This window comes from Paraclostridium bifermentans (assembly GCF_019916025.1).
Lineage (GTDB): Bacteria > Bacillota > Clostridia > Peptostreptococcales > Peptostreptococcaceae > Paraclostridium > Paraclostridium bifermentans.
In genome coordinates this window covers 513,454-536,462 of the sequence record NZ_CP079737.1, presented here as the reverse complement: position 1 = coordinate 536,462, position 23,009 = coordinate 513,454, and the positions used below count along the sequence as shown (strand labels likewise).

Below are 23,009 nucleotides of genomic sequence, written 5' to 3'. Positions count from 1 at the left end.
AAAAACAAATTTAAAAATATTTATATTAACTCTTCATTAATAGTATTCAAAATTAGTTCATAATGTGCTTTTATTCTATCTATTACATGTAAATTTCAAACGTAAAAAGACTATCCTATACCCATTTATTCAATGGTTTTAGGATAGCCTATATTTATAAAAAACTTTTAATTGTATCTTTTACATTATCTGATTCCATAATACTAGACATAACTGCGATATCATCACAGTAATTTAAAGTTTCTTTCGCATTATTTGGTAGAATTCCTCCTAGTGCTATTAACTTTATATCACATCCATTTAATTCACTTTGAGCTTTTTTTAATAAACTTATTCCTTTTGGCTTTAAATCAAATTTACACTTAGTTTCATATATATGTGAAAATATTAAATAAGAAACTAAATATTTTTTCACCTCAATAATCTCTTCTATATTATGCGTAGATACTCCAATAATCTTTTCTTTATATTCAAGTTTATCTTTTAAATTTTTAAACATATCAAATGGCATGTGTATTCCATCAGCATCTACTGAGTTGAAAACTTCATAATTACCATTTATTATAATTTTAGTTTCTTTATTTACACGTTCTCTAATTTTAAAATACAGGTTTTTTAACTCATCATTTTTTAAATCTTTTTCTCTTAATATAATATTTTCAACACCACTAAATGATGCTTCCTCTAATACTTCTAAATATCTGTTATAACTGCATAAATATCTGTTAGTTATAAGGTACATTGAAATCTTTCCCAATCTTTAAATATTTGTTGGTACCCTATATCATTAAGCATTTTTTTTATTTGTAATACGCTACTTTCATCACTTATTTTGAATTGTTCTGTTCCTTCTCCATCTGATGAATGTCCTCCTACATTAGTAGATACTCCCGCACTTAATTTTGTAACTCCAAGAGGAATTAAATTTTTTCTTAGGGCCAAGCTTTCTCTGGTAGATAAATTTATTCCACCTTGATTATCAAACAACCTCATGACTATCATAACTTGTACCAAATCCTTATCACTAACTTCTATAAGATTTTCATAACACCCTTTAAAAGGTCTTATTCTCGGTACTGAGTATGATACATCAACTTGAGGATATTTGCTTCTTATATACCTTCCATGCATCAAGGTAAAAAATGTTTCTTCTCTAAAATCATTAAGACCTAATAAAGCACCTATAGATATACTTCTCATTCCAGATTTTGCAGCTCTCTCTGGAGCATCCAATCTGTATTTATAATTAGATTTAGGTCCTTTTAAGTGAACATTTTTATATATTTTTTCATTGTATGTTTCTTGATATATAGTTACCCCTTCAACCCCTTTTTCATACAAATATCTATATTCATCTTCATCCATTGGATAAACCTCTATTGTTATAGATGGGAATATATCATTTAAAACTGAAACAGCATCTCCTATGTATTTTACGTCTGAGTGAATTTTACTTTCTCCTGTTAAAAGTAGTAAATGTTTAAATCCATCTTTAGATATAGCTAACCCTTCATTGTATATCTCATCTACATTTAATTTTTTTCTCTTTATATCAGACTCTATATTGTAACCACAGTATACACATTTGTTTACACAGAAATTTGAAATATACATAGGTGTATATAAAAGTATAGTTTTTCCAAAATATCTATTTGTTATTTCATTTGCCTTTTGAGCCATTAATTCAAGATACTTAGTTGCAGTTTTTGATAACAAGTTTAATAAGTCATACTCATCTAAACTATCCTTTTCTATACTTCTTAAAACATCTTCATCTTTTACATTTTTCAAATAAGAATCTACATCAAAACTTTTATATGAATCTATAAATTTATAAAAACTCAATATTAAACACCTACCTCACTTAAAAATCCTGTTAAAGGTGATGATGCATTTGCATAATTTGTTACTCTCCCAGCCTTAGCTAGATACGCTTCTCTTCCACCTTCTACAGCTAATTTAAATGCATTTGCCATTTTTACTGGATCTTGAGCACTAGATATTGCAGTATTTACTAATATTGCTGCTGCTCCCATTTCCATAGCTTCCATGGCTTGTGAAGGCTTACCTATTCCAGCATCAACAATTATAGGTATATCTATTTCATCAATCATAATTTTTATCATTTCTTTCATCTTTAGGCCTCTATTGGATCCAATTGGTGCTCCTAATGGCATAACTGCTGCTGCTCCAGCTTCTACAAGTTTTTTTCCTGCATATAAATCTGGAGTCATATAAGGTAATACTATAAACCCTTCATCAGCTAAAATTTTAGTAGCTTTTATAGTTTCTTCGTTATCTGGTAATAGGTACTTAGAATCACTTATTACTTCTATTTTTATAAAATTTCCACATCCCATTTTTCTAGCTATTCTAGCTATTCTAACTGCTTCAACATGATTTGTTGCACCTGATGTATTTGGTAGTATAGTCATATTTTTAGGAATATGACTCATAATATTTTCATCTTCATTATCTAGATCAACTCTTCTTAAAGCTACTGTTATAAGCTCACTTTCACTTGATTTTATAACTTTTGGCAAAATTTCATTTGATCCATACTTTCCTGTTCCTATTAACAGTCTACTGTTAAATTCATGTCCCCCTAATACTAATTTATCCATTTTGTCCCCCTTCTATTTTATGTGTTCTATTAAAATCTTTGTTGCTAAGTTGGCCATGTGATTTGCACATATGGATACTCTAGGTGCCATAAGGCCATCTCCTTCTTTTGCTTCATTAACTCCATCTCCACATATAAAAAACCTCTCTTTTATCATTCTGGTTTTTATTATGTTGGAATCATAAAAACCTGCCATCCCTGATGATGAAATAAGATATTTATCTTTCATGTTTTTCAATATAAAACTTGCGATTTCTGCTTTATATCTAGGATTATCAAATGCCTCCATTATAATATCTACATCCTCAAATTCATTTATATTTGATGAATCTATAATTTTATTTACAGTATCTATTTTTATAAATGGATTTATATTTTTTATATGATTCTTAATTGCATCGGTTTTATACTTACCTATATCACTTATAAAGTATTGTTGTCTATTTAAGTTAGATGGTTCAACCACATCAAAGTCTGCTAATATTAGATGCCCAACGCCTATTCTTGCAAGTGATATAGCGATATTTGAACCAAGTCCTCCAAGTCCCAACACAACAATTTTACCTTTTTTCAAACTAGAATGTATATTTGGAGTATGCCTTGACACCATTAAACTTTCTAACTCCTCAAATGTAGGAATTTCACCTTTTTTTATTAATGTAACTCTATCTCCATCTTTCAAAAGTTTATTTTCTGAAATAGGATATCCATTCAAAATAACAACATCTGCATTCTTTTTAAATCTATCTTTTATAAAATTAATACTTACTTCATTCTTATTTAAAATTTTTAAATCTTCATTTATAAATAATTTCACTTTAACCTCCTCCCACAAACCTTATAACTTCTACGATATCATCTGACTTTAATATATATGAGCTATATTGATGATTTTCAATGATATCCAGATTAACTTCTACAACAACATTATCAACTTTAAGTTTTAATTCCTCTAGTAAGTTTAAAATCGTAGTACCAGGTTTTAAATAAATCTCTTTCCCATTTACCTTCATATATTCCTCCTTAAGTGTAAAATTTTATTTGATTTAACGTCTTTGTCCGTTACGAAAAAAAGCGTCCTCTTTACAGAGAACGCTTTCATATACATCAAAAATAATGCTTATTAACTATATTAAGCTTCCCTACGCAAGAATTACCTTGATCAGGTTTTTAGGGTCTGAAAGTTCTGGCTTTACTTCTCAACTATCCAATCATAGCTCCCCTAGCCTTCTATTCATTTTTACAAGTTGAGTATATCATAGTATTTTTTTATATTCAATAAAAAGTTAATACTTATATTTTTATACATACTTTTATAATATGACAATAAAAATAGTATCTAGTTAATACTAGATACTATTTTTTCTCGTCTATTCTATTTTAGATCTTTGAATTTATCTTTAAATAAATCTCCTAATGATCCTAATGACTCTTCTACTTCTAAAAATTCAGAGTAATCTTCTTCAGGTTCTTTTGTAGCCTCTTTTAATGATACAACCATTCTCTTATCTTTATTTTTTATATCTATTATCATAACATCTATTATGTCTCCAACATTAACAACATTAGATACTTTCATAACTCTATCTTCGCTTAATTGAGATATTGGTAAGAATGCTTCTACCCCAAGTTTAACTTCTACAAAAGCTCCTCTTTCTATAAGTTTTAAAACTTTAACATTAACAATATCTCCAACTTGCATTTCTTCTTTTACAGAATTCCATGGATCATTGTTTATGTCTTTTATAGCTAGTCCTACTTTTTTATTTTCTTTGTCTATTTTTATAACATATACATCTACCTCTTGACCTTCTTTTACTACATCTTCAACTGACTCTACTCTATGCCAAGCTAATTCATTTATATGTGCTAATCCTTCTATTCCACCTAAATCTATGAATGCCCCATAGTTCATTATTTTACTTACTTTACCAGTTCTTTTTTGTCCTACTTCAAGAGAGTTAAATAAATCGTCTTTAGCTTGTTTAACTCTAGCTCTTTCAGCTTCTCTATCAGCTTTCATTTGTGCTCTCTTAGCTGCTTTTTCAGCTTCTACTCTTTCATGAGCAACTTCTCTATGAGATGCAACTATTCTGTTTCTTCTTAAATCCATTTCTATCATGTAAACTTCTAAATCACGACCTACATATGCAGCTGTGTTGTTTACAAATGTAACATCTATTTGAGATAATGGTATAAATACAGTTTCTGTTTTGTAACTTGCAAATAACCCTTTTTCAATGCTTCTTTCTACATGAACAGTTAATATAGTATGGTTATCTAAAGCTTCTTTTAGCTCTTTTCTAGTAGCTTCAATAACAGCCTTTTTAGCTGATAAATACATTGTTCCATCTTTACGATTTATCTTAGTTATTTCTCCACTTATTTCTTGTCCAACACTATACTTATCTTCTATTGTTTCATCTTTAGCTAATATAAGTTCAGATATAGATATAATTCCTTCAAATCCATAATTTAATTCTAAATGTAATTCATCATATAATACTTTAGTTATTTTTCCGCTTACTGTTTGACCTATTTTTATACTGCTCATTTCTTTTTCTTGTTGCTCTAAAAGTTCTTGCATAGTTTGATTGTTCTCCATTAAACTTCATCCCTTCCTATGTAAACGTTTATATAATTTTTGTATTTAATCATATACTATTATATCACTAACGATATATTATTTGATATTATTAATTCTTTTTACTTTCCAAAAAAATATTCTTTTATATATTCTTCGTTAAAATTCACCACTAAATTTCCCGGGAAATTTACTTCTTCTAGTATTTTTGTACAATTTTCAAAACTACCCACTTGATAGTATATATGCGCATCACTACCTAAGAGCACTTTAACATCATGTTTTTTGCACATATTTAATAAAGTTTTTGCATTATCTATCGCTCCAACTCTAAAGCTATTAGGTTTTAATGAAGAGTTGTTTATCTCTAGTAAAGTCTTAGTTTCCTTAGCTTTTAGTACAACTTTTTCATAATCAACAGGATATCTACTATCATCTAAATGCCCTATTATTTTCACTTCTTCATTTTCCATTACATTTAATATTGCTTTTGTATTTTCATTTATGTTTCCGGGATTTATGCATGGTGGATGGAAACTAGCAATAACATAGTCTAATTTTCCAATTACATCCTTTGGAATATCTACATTACCATCAAAATCCATTATGTTAGCTTCTATTCCTTTTAATACTTTAACTCCATTTATTTCTTCTTTTATAACACCTAAATTACCAAAATAAAAAGGATGTGTACTTCCAGGCATATTAGGAGCATGGTCTGATACACCTACATACTTTAGCCCTTTTAATTTTGCTTCGTCTATATTCTCTTTAAGTGTGCTATATGCATGTCCACTTGCAATAGTATGGCAGTGTAAATCTATAATTGCATTCATATTTAATCCTCCTATGTTTTAACTTTCTCTTTTTATTATATACCCTTTAGTTATATGTATATAATAATTTTATATAAATTTAAAGCTATGGTAAATTTATTTACCATAGCTTTTTAAATTACTCATCTTTAGTTTTCGCAATTTCTACTGTTGGTTGCATTGAATGATCTATAGATAAAGTTTTTTTATAAAATACACTAAAGCATATTATCGTTACAATTGCTGCAGTTATATCTGCAACTGGCTCTGCTGTTAATACACCTTGTAATTTGTTTTCAAAAAATACTGGTAATATAAATATTAATGGTATCAATAATATTATCTTTCTAAGTAAAGCTAATATCATAGATATTTTTGCTTGGCCTAAAGCAAGGAATGTTTGCTGACAAGCAATTTGTGCTCCAAATAGTAGTATTCCCGCAAAGTAAATTCTCATACTCCATACAGTTATTTCTACAAGTTGAGGATTACTATTAAATATAGATACAAATACTTGTGGGAACATCATTATAGCTCCCCACATTAAAGTTGTGTAAACTAAACAACTTACTAGTAATAGTCTAAATGTTTTTCTAACTCTATCTAACTTATCCGCTCCATAGTTAAAACTTATTATCGGTTGTGCCCCTTGAGTCAGTCCCATCATAGGCAATAATATTATTTGCATAACACTACTCATTATAGTCATTGCACCTATAGCTAAGTCTCCACCATATTTAGCAAGATTGTTATTCATAGATATAATTACTAAACTTTCAGTTGCTTGCATTATAAATGGTGATATACCTAAAAGTAAAATAGGTCCGATAACTTTTAAACTTGGAATAATATATTGCTTTCTAATTTTAAGAACACTTTTCTTTCCAACTAAGAATAATAAAACCCATACTGCAGAGACAAACTGTGCACTTATTGTCGCTAAAGCCGCCCCTTTAACTCCCATATTAAATCCAAATATTAAAATTGGATCCAATACTATATTTATTATTGCTCCAATTAATACTGTTATCATACCTGTCTTTGCAAAACCTTGAGTATTTATAAAAGGATTCAGACCTAAACCAATTTGAACAAATATAGTTCCTATAAGATATATACCAATATAATCATTTGCATATCCTATTGTATCTTTACTTGCTCCAAAAGCCCAAAGTATGTTTTCTTTAAAAATTAAAAGAGATACAGTTAATATAATTGCTATTATTACTAGTGCAGAAAAACTATTAGTCATTATCTTTTCTGCTCCATCATTATCTTTTTCCCCCATTTTTATAGCAGCTAATGGAGCACCCCCCATACCTACTAATGCACTAAATGCTGAAACAATCATTATTATTGGAAATGCTACTCCAACACCAGCCATTGCTAACTCGCCATTAGGCATTCTTCCTATGAAAATTCTATCAACTATATTGTATAAAACATTAACTAGCTGAGCTATTATAGCGGGTAAAGCTAATTGAAATAATAATTTTCCAACACTACCTTTACCTAAATCTGTCGCTTGTTTCCCCATAATCGACCTCCATTTTAAATTTATTATTTTATATAATACCATATTCATTAATAAACTTAAATATTAAACTTTAAAATATTTAAGCTTGTTAACAAACATGGTATATAGTAATATTTAACAAATATATTTATACCTATTTTATAGTTTATCAAACAATGATATATTTTCATATTCCTCTTTTTTGCATTCTACTAAATTAGACATAGTTACTCCTATTAATCTAATTTGTTTATCTTTATTTTTTACTTTTTCTATTAAAATATTTGTATTTTTGAATATATCGTCATATGTATATATTGGAGATTCTAATGTTCTTCTTTTTGTAATTTGCTTGAAATCTTCATATTTTATTTTAACTGTTATAGTTTTTCCACATTTATTGATATAATCGAGTCTCTTACAGACGTCTTGTACAACATCTTTTATATGTTCATTTAATTCATCCGAATCAAAATATACGTTGGAAATAAAAGTGCTTTCTGCTCCTACAGATTTCCTTTCTCTAGTTGTTTGAACTGGTCTGTTATCTATTCCTCTCGCAAAATTGTACATATCATATCCTTTTTTCTTAAATATCTGTTCTAATTGAAGTAAGTTCATATTTCTTAAATCATGACCTTTTTTTATGCCCATCATTTTTAATGTTTTTGATGTTACCTTTCCTATTCCAAAAAATTTATTAATAGGTAAATCATCTATAAATTCCTGAGCTTTATCTGGAGTTATAACTGTAAGCCCATTGGGTTTTTTATAATCCGATGCAATTTTAGCTAAAAACTTATTATAGGATACTCCTGCAGAAGCTGTTATTCCTATTTCATTTTTTATATCTTCTTTTATTTGTTTTGCAATTGTAGTAGCATATTTTATTTCTTTTTTATTTATAGTTACATCTAAGTATGCCTCATCTAAAGATAAAGGCTCTATTATATCTGTATATCTTTTAAATATTTCTCTTATTTGATACGATATTTTTTGATATACTTCAAATCTTGGAGGCACAAAAACTGCATGAGGACAACGTACATAAGCTACACTAGATGGCATAGCTGAGTGTATTCCAAATATTCTTGCTTCATATGAGCATGTAGCAACTACTCCTCTTCCTTCCGGACTTCCTCCTACTATAACAGGCCTTCCCTTTAACTTAGGATTATCTCTTTGCTCTACAGATGCATAAAATGCATCCATATCTATATGAATTATTTTTCTTTCACTATCCACTAAAGCACCTCCTTACGCATAAAAAACCGTATTGTAATTTTACAATACGGTTATATATCTGTAATTAATTTTGATATAAGTTAGCTGATGGATATTCTGGATCAGAAGTTGTATCTACTCCTAATTTTCTAAATGTTTGTTCATCATTTAAACTTAACATAGTAGTTGAATGTGCTTGAGCACCTTTTAACATACTTAATTTTTCCATAGCTGCTTGAGCTGTTGGATTTGTAACTGCACATATACTTAATGCTGTTAAAATTTCTTCACAACTTAAAGCAACATTTCTATTACCTAAAGTATTTGCTTTTAAGTTTATGATTGGCTCTAAAACTACAGGTGATATTAAATGCATATCATCATTTATATTTGCAAAATGTTTTATAGCATTTAAAACTGCTGCAGCTGTTGCATTCATAGTTTCTGAAGCTTTTCCTGTAAGTATAGTTCCATCATTAAGTTCTAATGCAACTACCGGACATATATCGTTAGGAGTATTTGAAACTTCCTTTAATTTAGCACTATATTCTCTAGCTGGTATTACAACTTTTCTATCTTCTGGCTTTAAGTTTAATTCTTCCATTATAAGTTTAATTCTATCGTAAGCACCTTTATCAACTTGTCCTTTTTTATATTCACAAGCTGTTTTGAAGTATCTTCTTATTATCTCTTGTCTTGAAGCTTCTTGAACTACTTCATCATCAACTATTCCATATCCTACTCTGTTAACACCCATATCTGTTGGAGATTGGTAAACAGATTCTTTTCCTGTTATTTTCTCTATTATTTTCTTTAAAACAGGGAATAATTCTAAATCTCTGTTGTAGTTAACTGACATTTGTCCATATTTTTCAAGGTGGAATGAATCTATCATGTTAACATCTTTTAAATCTACTGTTGCAGCTTCATATGCTATATTTAAAGGATGCTTTAATGGTACATTCCAAACTGGGAATGTTTCAAATTTAGAATATCCAACTTCATTTCCTCTTTTATTTTCATGGTATAACTGACTTAAACAAGTTCCTAATTTTCCGCTATTTGGACCTGGTGCTGTTACTACTACTATAGGTTTAGTTGTTTCTATATATGGGTTAGCTCCATATCCTTCATCACTAACTATAGTATCTACATCACTTGGGTATCCTTTTGTTGGAGCATGTTTATATACTTTTATACCTCTACGCTCTAATTTATTTATAAAAACTGTTGTTGCAGGTTGTCCTTCAAATCTTGTTATAACAACACTGTTAACATCTAGTTCATATGCTCTTAAATCATCTATTAATCTTAAAACTTCCATATCATAAGTGATACCAAAGTCTCCTCTTATTTTATTTCTTTCTATGTCACCTGCATAAACACATATCACAACTTCTAATTTGTCTTTTAAGTTTTGTAATACTTTTATTTTTGCATTTTCATCAAATCCTGGTAAAACTCTTTTAGCGTGAAGATCAAACATTAACTTCCCACCGAATTCTAAGTATAACTTATCATAGTTATTAACTCTCTCTAAGATATATTTAGACTGCTCTTCTAAATACTTTTTGTGATCAAATCCTATTTTCATTGTTCTTCCTCCTAGATAAATTGTAAATTTAGTAGATATTTTTCAAAAAATAAATTAAAATTAAATTAAATAAATAAAAAAATAATATAAATAGATTATAGTCTTAAGTTTTCACGTATCCATTTCATATCATATATAACTATAACCCAATTTAAAGTAAAATAATATCATAAATTTTTATATTTTTCTAGTGTATTTTCTAAAATCAATAAAAAAAAACTAACTCCAAATGAGCTAGTTTAATCAAAATATCTACTAAATGTTTAATCTATTTATCTTAGGACTTACTATTCTAAATCATTTAAGAACTATTTGCAATATATTTTTTTAATTTCTATTTAAATTTTCAGTATATTTTTTCCAGCTTGACTCAATAATATATTTATATTGTAGTGGGAGGTGTTTTTTTGATTAAGTGTTTATCTACAAACTGCACTTTTAATAATAGCGGAGTATGCTCTGCGTCTGTAATTCATATAGAAGGGTTTGATGCTGACATTACACCTGAGACTTACTGTAAAACATTTGTTGAAGCAGATAATTCTTCTAAAATGACAAGTTCCGTATGTGACAGTGAAACTTCTTCTAAAAATATAATTTGTAGTGCTTCTAATTGTACATACAACTTTAATGGCGCTTGTAAGTCTTCAGATGTTCAGATCAACTCTTTAAATAATACTTGTGAAACATTTATAAAAAGATATTTTAATAGCAATTATGAATATTAATTAAGGGCACCTCTAATAGGTGCCTTTAATATTTGTGCACTAATTTGTCCCTAATTTAATAATATAGTATTAATCATTTTATATATTAGGGGTGAATTCAGTTGATAGAGTCGTTAATTTTAGTTTCTTCTTTATGTATAGATACTTTTGTAGCTAGTATAGCTTATGGGACCGATAGAATAAAAATCCCTTTTTATTCTAATTTAGTAATAAACTTAGTTTGTTCTTTATTTCTTGCCATATCTTTAGCTCTCGGTGGAATTTTAAAAGATTTTTTATCTCCAAATACCGCAAGTGTTTTAAGTTTTGCATTATTACTATCACTTGGTTTTTTTAGATTATTTGAATCTTTTTTCAAAACATATGTTAGAAAGTTTTCTAGCACAGGCGCACCTTTGACTTTTAAAGTTTTTGACTTTAAATTTGTTTTAGAGATTTATGCTAACGAAACGAAAGCCGATTACGATAAGTCAAAAACTCTTACACTTAAAGAAGCTGTATATTTAGCAGTTGCCCTTTCATTGGATAGTTTAGCCGTTGGATTTGGTAGTAGTTTAGTATCAATAAATCATTTACAAGTCATTATACTATCTTTTGTTATAGGAACTTTCTGTCTTTTTGTAGGTGTTCATATAGGTAAAAAATTTATAGAGAAAGTTGATTTAAATCTTTCTTGGCTTTCTGGATTAATGCTTATTGTATTAGCATTTATTCGTTTTATATAAAATAAAAAGAGAAGCATAATGCTTCTCTTTTTATTTTTATGCAAAATCTATTTCATCAAAACTAAAATCTTCATCTTCATTAGTTTCTTCTAATTCTTTCTTTATCATATTTCCTTCATATACTTTAAAGAACGGATAATATGTAACTATACTTATTAATACTAATGCACATACAAATATAACATTTCTAATATCCATAGATGATAAGTATGCTTGTGCAAAGAATGGTGTAAATGATGGATCTACTATATACCCACAAGTTATAAATCCTATCTTTTGTGCAAAATAAGTAAGTGATACCGATATAATAGGAGTTATTATAAATGGTATAGCAAGCATAGGATTAAAAACTATAGGTCCTCCAAATATTATAGGTTCATTTATTCCACATATACCAGGCACAATAGATAACCTTCCTAATGATTTTAAGTGTGTGGATTTACTTTTAGCCATTAAAATAGCTAACCCCAATGTATTTCCTGCTCCACCTAAAATTGCAATTCTAAACATTTGTAAATTCATTAAAACATTAGGATCTTGTCCAGCTGCAACTAAATCTGAATTTAGACCTGTATTACTAAGCCCTAATGCAAATGCTATTGGAAATATTATAGATGTACCATTTACTCCGAATAACCATAAAAGATTTCCAAATGTAATAAGCATTAAGTATCCCCATATATTATCAGCTACACTAAGAGCTGGAGTAAGTATACTCATTATAGACTGAGGTAAGCTCATTCCTGTATTTGCTATTATAATTACATTTAACCCATATAACACAACTATGTTTAATAAAAGAGGTATTAATGTGTTTATAAAAGATGAAACAGCAGAAGGAACTGAACTAGGCAAGTTAAACTTCCAATTCATTTTATCTACTAACCTACTTATTTCAACTGATGCAATTCCTATTATAATAGCTACAAATAGTCCATCTGCCCCTAAAAATGACATTGGTATATTGCCTTCATTGCTAGGTGCACAAATCATAAAGAATAGTGATGTGGATATAAGTCCAGACATAGCTGCATTCATTTTATAATTGCTAGCTAGTGTATACGCTATTGCAAACGCCGACATCAATCCAAGAAGTCCCATAGTCATATCAAATGGAGCTGTTATAGTTGAATAATTTTCAACCGCAAATTCTTTCCATGATAATAAGAACTGTATAAAAACATTACTATTATTAGGATCCACTAGCTCTGGATTTATAGGAGGATTTGCGATTATTAAAAATAACGATCCAACTACAATTAGTGGTAGGGTCATCATCATACCTGTTGAAATAGCATTTAAATGTCTTTGACTCCCAATTTTAGCTCCAATAGGAGATAATACTTTATCTAATTTATCTAAAAGCTTACTTTGTCCCATTTAAACAGTCTCCCTTTTTATAAATTCTACCCTTTATTCTTGCCAAGGATTATATTGGAATGCACTTTCTACTGCATCTTCTGGTTTGTATACTTCTAAAATTTTTCCATATCTCTCTTTATAATCATTATCTACCTCCATTTGAGGTATAACTTTGCTCGCCTCATTTAAAAAGTGGAATGAGTCTCTTCCCATTTCTGCACCTCTGACAGTATGCTTATCAAGTGCATAATCTGGTATTTCTGGTACTTTTCCCATTGCAAATCCCTTTATAACTATATTTTTTAGTAAATCACTTGAACGATCTTTTTGACATTTACATAAATATCTTATTGCATGTATGAAGTATATAGGTCTATCTCCATCTGCATAAGAAAATTGTTTTCTCATTTCATATAAATTATTTACTATAATGCATGCCATTGGGTCTCCCATACCTATATCCTCTACAGTTATAGTTAATAACCTTCTCCATAGTTTCTCTTCCATCTGAGGTGATGTTATGTACATTTCATATGCAAACTCGCAAGCTTGCTCCTCTAATCCTCTTCTTATAGACTTTTGAAGTGATGATATAACTTCATCTCCATTTAAACCATTACGAGTTTTTATTCTTGCCCATGGGTCTTTTATAAATTTTTCAACCATGATGTCTACCTCCATATATTTTTATTTATATTTTTTTTAAATTCATATATAATAGCCTTTGAGGTGGTTAAATATGAATTTTGAATATCTTCGTGATAAGTATCAACTATCCAAAATCGAACAAAATATTTTAAAATATCTATACGATAATATTGATAATTTGAAAAAAATAGGTATACGAAAAGTTGCTAAGGACAACTTTACTTCAACGACTATTATATATAAACTTTGTAAAAAGTTAGGTTTTGAAGGTTATTCAGACATGATTTATAATTTATCTTATTCTAATAAATCTAATGAAACAGATACTAATGTAGATATCTTTTCAAATGCTTATAACCAACTAAATTTAAACTTAGTTCCTTTATCTAAAATACTAAAAGAATCTAAAAACAAATTAATAATGTTGCTAGGTGTAGGATACTCTCAAATGATTGCAAATTATATGAGCGAGCGTTTTGTTATAAATGGATTTAAATGCATAGCTAATACTCATTTACAACTTTTAGATAAGTCTAATGCTAAAGATGTCTTACTTATAGCTATATCAAATTCAGGCGAAAGTTCTAGCATATTAGAGGTAGTTCAAACTGCGAAAGATAATAATGTTCAAATCATTAGTTTCGTTGGAAATGAAAACTCTACGCTTGCTAAACTTTCTGATTTCCCTGTAATTTTAAAAGGCTTTCAGAAGTTTCCTAACTTAAAAAATCCACCTAATACATTCTTCTCTGAAGTCTTATTGCTATTTGAGTGTATAATAAGCAATATTGATTAATTTGTATTAAAATAATATTAATATTTTTTCTGATTTTTTTAAATATTTTTTAAGTCTTTAGAAAAAAGTTTTCAATTAAAAAACATTTTATTAAAAAAGTTCTTATTTCTAGAACTTTTTTATTTGCATTTTTTATCAAATAATAAATTTTTACATATATATTCATAATTTTATGACCATAATTTATAATATAGTTAGAATTAATAACCTTATTATGATATTATTAATAGGTTGTCTTAAATTAAATTAGCAATATTTTGAGAGGTAAATAATATGAATTTTAAAGAATTAGGAATTAATGATAATACGATAGAAAAATTAAAAATAATGGGAATAACTAGCCCTACTCCTATCCAAGAGGAAAGTGTTGGACTTATAAAATCTGGTAATGATGTAATCGCTGAAGCTCAAACAGGTACTGGTAAAACTTTAGCATTTTTACTTCCTATACTAGAAAATATTTCACCTAAACTTGGACATGTACAAGCTTTAATCGTTTCTCCAACTAGAGAACTTGCTATACAAATAACAAAAGAAGCAGAAAAACTTTGTGAGAATACTGATATAAATTTATTAGCAATGTATGGTGGAAAAGATATAGGTGCTCAATTAAAAAAATTAAAAAAGAACATTCATCTAGTTATAGCTACTCCAGGCAGATTATTAGATCATATTGAGAGAGAAACTATAGACCTTAGTAAATTAAAAGTAATAGTTTTAGATGAAGCAGACCAAATGTTATTTATGGGATTCAGAATTGAAGTTGAAACAATACTTAGACAAACTCCTAAAAACCGTCAAATGTTATGTTTCTCCGCAACGATGGATTCTGCAGTAAAAAAATTAGCATATAAGTATATGAATAATCCTTCTGTAGTTAGTATAGAAAAAGAAGAAATAACTCTAACTAATATAAAGCAAAATGTAGTTGAAACTACAGATAGAGGAAAACAAGACGCGCTATGTGCTGTACTTGATTCAGACAACCCATTCATGGGAATAATTTTCTGTAGAACTAAAGCTAGAGTTGATAAACTTGAAGAAGTTCTACACAGAAGAAAATATAACTGTGCTAAACTTCATAGTGATGTTAAACAATCTCATAGAGAACGAATAATGAAATCATTTAGAAATGCAGATATACAATATCTAATTGCAACAGATGTTGCCTCAAGAGGTTTAGATATAAGTGGTGTATCTCATGTATATAACTATGATATTCCTGAAAACGCTGAAACTTACATTCACAGAATAGGAAGAACAGGAAGAGCTGGAGAAGAAGGTTATACTTGTATGTTCGTTGACCCTAAAGATCACAACACACTAAAAGAAATAGAAGAAGCTATCGAAATGGAAATTCCAAGAAGAGAAGTATAAAAAAGAAGTGCAAAAGCACTTCTTTTTTTGTATTATACAAGCGTAATCCTTTTTTATTTTGCACAACAAAAAGTGGTTGATACTTTGTTCGTAGCGCAGCGGTCATTTAAAGCACCTTCCCTTATCTCTTTATCTCATACCGTACAAGCGTAATCCTTTTTTATTTTACACAACAAAAAGTGGTTAGTATTAAGTTACAATGCAGAAGTCATTTTAAAGCATCTTCTCAGCTTTATGACTTCAAATGTAACTTAATACTAACCACCACTTAAATCCACGTAAAATAAAAAAGATTACGCGGCTACGTCCTACTCTCCCAGGCAGCTTCCCACCAAGTACCATCGGCGCTAAAGAGCTTAACTTCTGTGTTCGGAATGGGAACAGGTGTATCCTCTTTGCTGTAATAACCGCATAATCTTTATTTAGAGTTAGTACTCTAAAAACTGAATAACATTTGTAAGATTAAATAATCTTGGTCAAGTCCTCGATCTATTAGTATCGGTAAGCTACATACATTGCTGCACTTACACCTCCGACCTATCAACCAGGTAGTCTTCCTGGGATCTTACCCTTACGGTGGGAAATCTTATCTTGAAGTTGGCTTCGCGCTTAGATGCTTTCAGCGCTTATCCATTCCGTACATAGCTACCCAGCCATGCCCTTGGCAGAACAACTGGTACACCAGAGGTACGTCCATCCCGGTCCTCTCGTACTAAGGACAGGTCTCCTCAAATTTCCTACGCCTGCGACGGATAGGGACCGAACTGTCTCACGACGTTCTGAACCCAGCTCGCGTACCACTTTAATGGGCGAACAGCCCAACCCTTGGGACCTACTACAGCCCCAGGATGTGATGAGCCGACATCGAGGTGCCAAACCTCCCCGTCGATGTGGACTCTTGGGGGAGATAAGCCTGTTATCCCCAGGGTAGCTTTTATCCGTTGAGCGATGGCCCTTCCATGCGGAACCACCGGATCACTAAGTCCGACTTTCGTCCTTGCTCGACCTGTATGTCTTGCAATCAAGCTCTCTTCTGCCTTTACACTCTACGCACGATTTCCGACCGTGCTGAGAGAACCTTTGAGCGCCTCCGTTACTCTTTGGGAGGCGACCGCCCCAGTCAAACTGCCCACCTGACAGTGTCCCAATACCTGATTCAAGGTATCTGGTTAGAATCTCAGTACTACAAGGGTGGTATCCCAAGGATAGCTCCACCGAGACTGGCGTCCCGATTTCATAGCCTCCCACCTATCCTGTACATGTAGCACCAAAATTCAATGTCAAGCTACAGTAAAGCTCCATGGGGTCTTTCCGTCCTGTCGCAGGTACCCGGCATCTTCACCGGGATTACAATTTCACCGAGTCTGTTGTTGAGACAGTGCCCAAATCGTTACGCCTTTCGTGCGGGTCGGAACTTACCCGACAAGGAATTTCGCTACCTTAGGACCGTTATAGTTACGGCCGCCGTTTACTGGGGCTTAAGTTCACTGCTTCGGATAAATCCTAACAGATCCCCTTAACCTTCCAGCACCGGGCAGGCGTCAGCTCCTATACATCGTCTTGCGACTTAGCAGAAACCTGTGTTTTTGGTAAACAGTCGCTTGGGCCTATTCTCTGCGGCCACCTCGGGCGTTAACCCTAACGTGGCACCCCTTCTCCCTAAGTTACGGGGTCATTTTGCCGAGTTCCTTAACAACAGTTCTCTCGCTGGCCTTAGGATACTCTCCTCACCCACCTGTGTCGGTTTGCGGTACGGGCACCTTTAATCTCGATAGAAACTTTTCTCGACAGTGTGAAATCAGCTACTTCGCTACTTAATTTCGCTCCCCATCGTACCCCAGCATTATCATGGCGGATTTGCCTGCCTTGACTGCCTCAGTACTTAGCCACACATAACCAACAGTGTGGTTAGCTTATCCTACTGTGTCATTCCATCTCTCAAACGATTATCGGTGGTACAGGAATCTCAACCTGTTGTCCATCACCTACGCCTTTCGGCCTCGGCTTAGGTCCCGACTAACCCAGGGCGGACGAACCTTCCCCTGGAAACCTTGGGTTTACGGCCCGTGGGATTCTCACCCACGTCTCGCTACTCATGCCAACATTCTCACTCCTATACTGTCCACACGTCCTTACGGTCATGCTTCAGCCTGCATAGGAAGCTCCCCTACCTATCATAAATGATATCGTAGCTTCGGTAGTAAGTTTTAGCCCCGGTAATCTTCGGCGCAGGATCACTCGACCAGTGAGCTATTACGCACTCTTTAAATGAGTGGCTGCTTCTAAGCCAACATCCTGGTTGTCTATGCAATCCCACATCCTTTACCACTTAACTTACATTTAGGGACCTTAGCTGACGATCTGGGCTGTTGCCCTCTCGACTATGAATCTTATTACCCACAGTCTGACTCCCAAGTATAAAATAACGGCATTCGGAGTTTGATAATCTTCGGTAAGCGCAATGCCCCCTAGGATATTCAGTGCTCTACCTCCGTATTTCTCAACCTTGAGGCTAGCCCTAAAGCTATTTCGGGGAGAACCAGCTATCTCCGAGCTCGATTGGAATTTCACCGCTATCCACAAGTCATCCCCGAGCTTTTCAACGCTCGTGGGTTCGGACCTCCACGAAATTTTACTTTCGCTTCATCCTGCTCATGGATAGGTCGCTCGGTTTCGGGTCTACGACAGCAAACTTAACGCCCATTTAAGACTCGCTTTCACTACGGCTCCATACCTTAAGTACTTAACCTAGCTTACTATCGTAACTCGTTGGCCCGTTCTACAAAAAGTACGCGGTCACACATATAAAGTGCTTCCACAGCTTGTAAGCGCAGGGTTTCAGGTTCTATTTCACTCCCCTCCCGGGGTTCTTTTCACCTTTCCCTCACGGTACTATGCGCTATCGGTCACTAAGTAGTATTTAGCCTTGGAGGATGGTCCCTCCTGCTTCCCACAGGGTTTCACGTGTCCCGTGGTACTCTGGATCACATCTAAAGTCTTCTCGTTTCAACTACGTGGCTATTACACTTTATAGCGGAGCTTTCCAACTCTCTTCGTTTACGATACCTCTTTGTTGATGATGTGTCCGCAACCCCAGCGAAGAAAACTTCACTGGTTTGGGCTATTCCGCGTTCGCTCGCCGCTACTTACGGAATCGAATTTCTTTCTTTTCCTCCGGGTACTTAGATGTTTCAGTTCCCCGGGTTCCCCTCACTAAGCTATGTATTCACTTAATGATACTTAGACATTACTCTAAGTGAGTTTCCTCATTCGGAAATCTTCGGATCAAAGTTTACGTGCAACTCCCCGAAGCTTATCGCAGCTTATCGCGTCCTTCATCGGCTCTTAGTGCCAAGGCATCCGCCCTGCGCCCTTAATAACTTGACCAGTTATTAAATGACTTCGCCAATGTCCATTCGTCAATATGACTCATGTCCCATTGCTTAAAAGTGTTATTTTTTAAAGAGTTTTCTTCTCTTATAATTGGTTTATTTAATCATCACTAAATGTTATGCAGTTTTCAAAGTACTAAAGTACGTCGCCAACGTCTATTCGCTAATATAGCTCATATCCCGTTGCTCAAAGTACTAATTTTGAGAACAATAAGCTCTCAAAATTAAACAGTAGGCAATTACTCCTTAGAAAGGAGGTGATCCAGCCGCACCTTCCGATACGGCTACCTTGTTACGACTTCACCCCAGTCATTGGTTTCACCTTCGACGGCCGCTTCCTAAAAGGTTAGCTAACCGGCTTCGGGCGCCCCCAACTTCCATGGTGTGACGGGCGGTGTGTACAAGACCCGGGAACGCATTCACCGCAGCATTCTGATCTGCGATTACTAGTAACTCCAGCTTCATGTAGGCGAGTTTCAGCCTACAATCCGAACTGAGAATGGCTTTAAGGGATTAGCTCCACCTCGCGGCTTGGCAACCCTCTGTACCACCCATTGTAGCACGTGTGTAGCCCTAAGCATAAGGGGCATGATGATTTGACGTCATCCCCACCTTCCTCCGAGTTATCCTCGGCAGTCCCTCTAGAGTGCCCAACTTAATGCTGGCAACTAAAGGCAAGGGTTGCGCTCGTTGCGGGACTTAACCCAACATCTCACGACACGAGCTGACGACAACCATGCACCACCTGTCACCACTGTCCCCGAAGGGAAATCTCCGATTAGGGAGAGGTCAGTGGGATGTCAAGCTTAGGTAAGGTTCTTCGCGTTGCTTCGAATTAAACCACATGCTCCGCTACTTGTGCGGGTCCCCGTCAATTCCTTTGAGTTTCACTCTTGCGAGCGTACTTCCCAGGCGGAGTACTTAATGCGTTAGCTGCGGCACCGAGGGGGGTAACCCCCGACACCTAGTACTCATCGTTTACGGCGTGGACTACCAGGGTATCTAATCCTGTTTGCTCCCCACGCTTTCGTGCCTCAGTGTCAGTTACAGTCCAGAGAGCCGCCTTCGCTACTGGTATTCCTCCTAATATCTACGCATTTCACCGCTACACTAGGAATTCTACTCTCCTCTCCTGCACTCAAGTTCTCTAGTTTCAAAAGCTTACTACGGTTGAGCCGTAGCCTTTCACTTCTGACTTAAAAAACCACCTACGCACCCTTTACGCCCAGTAATTCCGGATAACGCTAGCCCCCTACGTATTACCGCGGCTGCTGGCACGTAGTTAGCCGGGGCTTCCTCCTCAAGTACCGTCATTATCTTCCTTGAGGACAGAGCTTTACGACCCGAAGGCCTTCATCGCTCACGCGGCGTTGCTGCATCAGGCTTTCGCCCATTGTGCAATATTCCCCACTGCTGCCTCCCGTAGGAGTCTGGACCGTGTCTCAGTTCCAGTGTGGCCGATCACCCTCTCAGGTCGGCTACTGATCGTTGCCTTGGTAAGCCATTACCTTACCAACTAGCTAATCAGACGCGGGTCCATCCTGTACCGCCGGAGCTTTGATACAAAAGCCATGCGACTTTCGTATGTTATCCCGTATTAGTATACCTTTCGGTATGTTATCCGTGTGTACAGGGCAGGTTACCCACGCGTTACTCACCCGTCCGCCGCTCTCTCCGAAGAGATCGCTCGACTTGCATGTGTTAGGCACGCCGCCAGCGTTCATCCTGAGCCAGGATCAAACTCTCAAATATAATTTAAAAAGTTGTCCATCGCTCAGCTAATCATTATCTGAATATCTGGCTTGGTTGTTTGTGTTTAATTCTTTAAAAAAAGAATTTTTATAATTAACCTACTGTTTAATTTTCAAAGTTCATTTTTTCTTTTGTGTTTCGTCCGTTTCTTAAGGACAAGTAATACTATACCACCTTAATTTGACATCGTCAATACTTTTTTAAAATTTAATTTTATTTTTTTATAAATATAAAAAAGCTTTGAGATTAACCACAAAGCTTCTTACTATTCTTTAGTTTAAATCAGCTATTATTTCACTTATAACTTGTTTAGGATTTTCTAATGCTATACAAGGCTCTACTTCATAATATTCAACATCTATGAATCTTTCGATTTCATTGACTTCTTCTATACCTTTATTTATTACAAATAAAACAGCACTTGCATCTTTTATATCTTTTTCAGATATTTCATTTATAATTGTATCTTCATTTTGTATTTCAAATTTAACGTCATAGTTGAATTCTTTGGCTGATTGCTGTAATTTATTACCACAGTTTATATCTTCACATATAACTACTATATTATTCATACTCGTACCTCTCTTTTTTAATTCTTGTTATATAGTTATATCATAAAATATAATTTATTTTCATTATAAATTTTATTTTATGATATAACTATTCTTTTATTATTACATTTATACGTATCTATTAACTTAATTATTGAAAAAATATATAATGAATCTAATATATATTTCATTTTTATTTAGGAGGTAACGTATGTTTTTTATTTATTTGTTTCCAATAATAACATTGTCTATCTTTTTAATATCTTATTTTAAGGATAGAAGAAGACTTGTTAACGGATTATTTTTTAATATATTTCTTATATCTTTTGCTATTTCATTTACATACTTAGCATTTTCTACAGGAAACCGAATTTTAATAGTTTTATTTTTAATCTTATTTATCATATTTATGATTGTTTCGATATTTGGAATTTACGCCCTTATTTTCGGTTTATTTTTAAATGCTAAAATTGTTATGAAAAAGGAAAGTAGAAATTTATCTAATATGTTAACTCTATTTTTAGGATTAGCACTTGTTTTCCACTTAATTTTAACATTTTTTAATCCAGAAAAATTCTTACCAAAAGATGTAACTGTTTTTTTAGGTAGTTTTTTACTTTTAGAATTTTACTTCTTATTTAGTATTTTTAATTTCTTAATGATTTCTTTAATATCTCAATTTAATAAACCAAAGAAAGATCAAGATTTCATAATAGTGTTAGGTAGTAGAGTTTTTGGCGATAAAGTTCCTCCTCTACTTGCTAGCAGAATTGACAGAGCTATAACTTTCTATAATGAACAGTCTAAGGTTTCTTTTTCTCCTAAAATCATTTTTTCTGGAGGTCAAGGTCCAGATGAAGATATTCCAGAAGGTCTAGCTATGCAAAAATATGCATTAAGTAAAGGGATACCATCTAAAGATACAATTATTGAAGATAACTCAGTTAATACGCTACAAAATATGAAATTTTCAAAAGTTATTATGGATAATTTAATGCCTAATGGTTATAAAAGTATATTTGTAACTAATAATTATCATGTTTTTAGAGCTAGCATATACGCAAGAATGGCTAATTTGAAAAGTAATGGTCTAGGATCAAAAACTGCTATATACTTTCTTCCTAATGCGTTAATAAGAGAGTATATAGCACTTGTTGTAATGAATAAAAAAAGACATATGATTATAATAGTTATAATATTTGTTTTTTCAATTTTATTAACTCTTATAAATCATTATTTTGTTTTTCCAGCTTAATTAATTATGTTTAACCTTAGTCAAATAGGTATATATTATTATTATTCAAATATATTTTAATATATTT

General features: G+C 32.6%; 18 protein-coding genes, 3 rRNA genes and 1 riboswitch. Of the genes, 5 read left to right on the top strand and 16 right to left on the bottom strand.

Annotated features, from left to right (window positions below; genetic code table 11):
* Positions 1 to 154: 154 nt before the first annotated feature.
* The 10 genes from KXZ80_RS02660 to KXZ80_RS02615 all read right to left on the bottom strand — a co-directional run bounded on the left by KXZ80_RS02660 (position 155) and on the right by KXZ80_RS02615 (position 10,356).
* On the bottom strand, positions 155 to 742 hold the full coding sequence (locus KXZ80_RS02660; RefSeq protein WP_021431805.1) for a thiamine phosphate synthase: 588 nt from the start codon (positions 740 to 742) through the stop codon (positions 155 to 157).
* Complete coding sequence (thiH, locus tag KXZ80_RS02655) at positions 730 to 1,845, bottom strand: 2-iminoacetate synthase ThiH (RefSeq protein WP_021431804.1); 1,116 nt, start codon at positions 1,843 to 1,845, stop codon at positions 730 to 732. Before thiH ends, KXZ80_RS02660 begins: the two co-directional genes overlap by 13 nt.
* A gap of 2 nt (positions 1,846 to 1,847) precedes the next feature.
* Positions 1,848 to 2,624 carry a thiazole synthase gene (locus KXZ80_RS02650; protein ID WP_021431803.1) on the bottom strand — a complete coding sequence of 259 codons (777 nt, stop codon included), beginning with the start codon at positions 2,622 to 2,624 and terminating at the stop codon, positions 1,848 to 1,850.
* 12 nt (positions 2,625 to 2,636) lie between these two features.
* Complete coding sequence (thiF, locus tag KXZ80_RS02645) at positions 2,637 to 3,440, bottom strand: sulfur carrier protein ThiS adenylyltransferase ThiF (protein ID WP_021431802.1); 804 nt, start codon at positions 3,438 to 3,440, stop codon at positions 2,637 to 2,639.
* 1 nt (position 3,441) lies between these two features.
* Positions 3,442 to 3,636: a sulfur carrier protein ThiS gene (thiS, locus tag KXZ80_RS02640; RefSeq protein ID WP_021431801.1), complete on the bottom strand. Its 195-nt coding sequence runs from the start codon at positions 3,634 to 3,636 to the stop codon at positions 3,442 to 3,444.
* 109 nt (positions 3,637 to 3,745) lie between these two features.
* A riboswitch (TPP riboswitch) is annotated at positions 3,746 to 3,857 on the bottom strand.
* A gap of 141 nt (positions 3,858 to 3,998) precedes the next feature.
* Positions 3,999 to 5,228 carry a 30S ribosomal protein S1 gene (locus KXZ80_RS02635; protein WP_021431800.1) on the bottom strand — a complete coding sequence of 410 codons (1,230 nt, stop codon included), beginning with the start codon at positions 5,226 to 5,228 and terminating at the stop codon, positions 3,999 to 4,001.
* 101 nt (positions 5,229 to 5,329) lie between these two features.
* Positions 5,330 to 6,043, bottom strand: coding sequence for a phosphatase (locus KXZ80_RS02630; protein ID WP_021431799.1), 714 nt, complete (start codon positions 6,041 to 6,043; stop codon positions 5,330 to 5,332).
* A gap of 118 nt (positions 6,044 to 6,161) precedes the next feature.
* Positions 6,162 to 7,559: an MATE family efflux transporter gene (locus KXZ80_RS02625; protein WP_021431798.1), complete on the bottom strand. Its 1,398-nt coding sequence runs from the start codon at positions 7,557 to 7,559 to the stop codon at positions 6,162 to 6,164.
* Between the two features lie 138 nt (positions 7,560 to 7,697).
* Positions 7,698 to 8,783: a DNA polymerase IV gene (gene dinB / locus KXZ80_RS02620; protein ID WP_021431797.1), complete on the bottom strand. Its 1,086-nt coding sequence runs from the start codon at positions 8,781 to 8,783 to the stop codon at positions 7,698 to 7,700.
* Between the two features lie 64 nt (positions 8,784 to 8,847).
* Entirely contained in the window at positions 8,848 to 10,356 is a 1,509-nt protein-coding gene (locus tag KXZ80_RS02615; protein ID WP_021428561.1) for a DUF1846 domain-containing protein, read from the bottom strand.
* Between the two features lie 407 nt (positions 10,357 to 10,763).
* Here KXZ80_RS02615 and KXZ80_RS02610 point away from each other — a divergent pair, with 407 nt between their 5' ends.
* Together KXZ80_RS02610 and ytaF are read left to right on the top strand one after the other, a co-directional pair.
* Positions 10,764 to 11,084, top strand: a complete 321-nt coding sequence (locus tag KXZ80_RS02610; RefSeq protein WP_038284835.1) for a DUF1540 domain-containing protein — start codon at positions 10,764 to 10,766, stop codon at positions 11,082 to 11,084.
* Between the two features lie 101 nt (positions 11,085 to 11,185).
* Positions 11,186 to 11,809, top strand: coding sequence for a sporulation membrane protein YtaF (ytaF, locus tag KXZ80_RS02605; protein ID WP_021431796.1), 624 nt, complete (start codon positions 11,186 to 11,188; stop codon positions 11,807 to 11,809).
* A 36-nt stretch (positions 11,810 to 11,845) separates the two neighbouring features.
* Here the strand turns inward: ytaF and KXZ80_RS02600 are convergent, their stop codons facing one another.
* Positions 11,846 to 13,189, bottom strand: coding sequence for a PTS sugar transporter subunit IIC (locus KXZ80_RS02600; protein ID WP_021431795.1), 1,344 nt, complete (start codon positions 13,187 to 13,189; stop codon positions 11,846 to 11,848).
* 33 nt (positions 13,190 to 13,222) lie between these two features.
* Positions 13,223 to 13,837, bottom strand: a complete 615-nt coding sequence (locus tag KXZ80_RS02595) for an AAA family ATPase (RefSeq protein ID WP_021431794.1) — start codon at positions 13,835 to 13,837, stop codon at positions 13,223 to 13,225.
* Between the two features lie 73 nt (positions 13,838 to 13,910).
* Between KXZ80_RS02595 and KXZ80_RS02590 the strand changes: the two genes are divergently transcribed.
* Together KXZ80_RS02590 and KXZ80_RS02585 are read left to right on the top strand one after the other, a co-directional pair.
* The gene (locus KXZ80_RS02590; protein ID WP_021431793.1) at positions 13,911 to 14,615 is read left to right on the top strand and encodes a MurR/RpiR family transcriptional regulator; all 705 of its coding nucleotides are present in this window, start codon (positions 13,911 to 13,913) and stop codon (positions 14,613 to 14,615) included.
* A 273-nt stretch (positions 14,616 to 14,888) separates the two neighbouring features.
* The gene (locus KXZ80_RS02585) at positions 14,889 to 15,992 is read left to right on the top strand and encodes a DEAD/DEAH box helicase (RefSeq protein ID WP_021431791.1); all 1,104 of its coding nucleotides are present in this window, start codon (positions 14,889 to 14,891) and stop codon (positions 15,990 to 15,992) included.
* A 295-nt stretch (positions 15,993 to 16,287) separates the two neighbouring features.
* On the opposite strand, the gene rrf is transcribed toward KXZ80_RS02585, so the two are convergent.
* From rrf to KXZ80_RS02565, 4 genes are all read right to left on the bottom strand, one after another.
* A 5S ribosomal RNA gene (rrf, locus tag KXZ80_RS02580) occupies positions 16,288 to 16,404 on the bottom strand.
* A 60-nt stretch (positions 16,405 to 16,464) separates the two neighbouring features.
* Positions 16,465 to 19,379, bottom strand: a 23S ribosomal RNA gene (locus KXZ80_RS02575).
* 255 nt (positions 19,380 to 19,634) lie between these two features.
* Positions 19,635 to 21,136: ribosomal RNA gene (locus KXZ80_RS02570) — 16S ribosomal RNA — on the bottom strand.
* Together the 16S, 23S and 5S rRNA genes form the textbook arrangement of a ribosomal RNA operon.
* A gap of 272 nt (positions 21,137 to 21,408) precedes the next feature.
* Complete coding sequence (locus KXZ80_RS02565) at positions 21,409 to 21,708, bottom strand: PTS, IIB (RefSeq protein ID WP_021433952.1); 300 nt, start codon at positions 21,706 to 21,708, stop codon at positions 21,409 to 21,411.
* 190 nt (positions 21,709 to 21,898) lie between these two features.
* Here KXZ80_RS02565 and KXZ80_RS02560 point away from each other — a divergent pair, with 190 nt between their 5' ends.
* The gene (locus KXZ80_RS02560) at positions 21,899 to 22,942 is read left to right on the top strand and encodes a YdcF family protein (RefSeq protein ID WP_021433953.1); all 1,044 of its coding nucleotides are present in this window, start codon (positions 21,899 to 21,901) and stop codon (positions 22,940 to 22,942) included.
* Positions 22,943 to 23,009 lie beyond the last annotated feature (67 nt).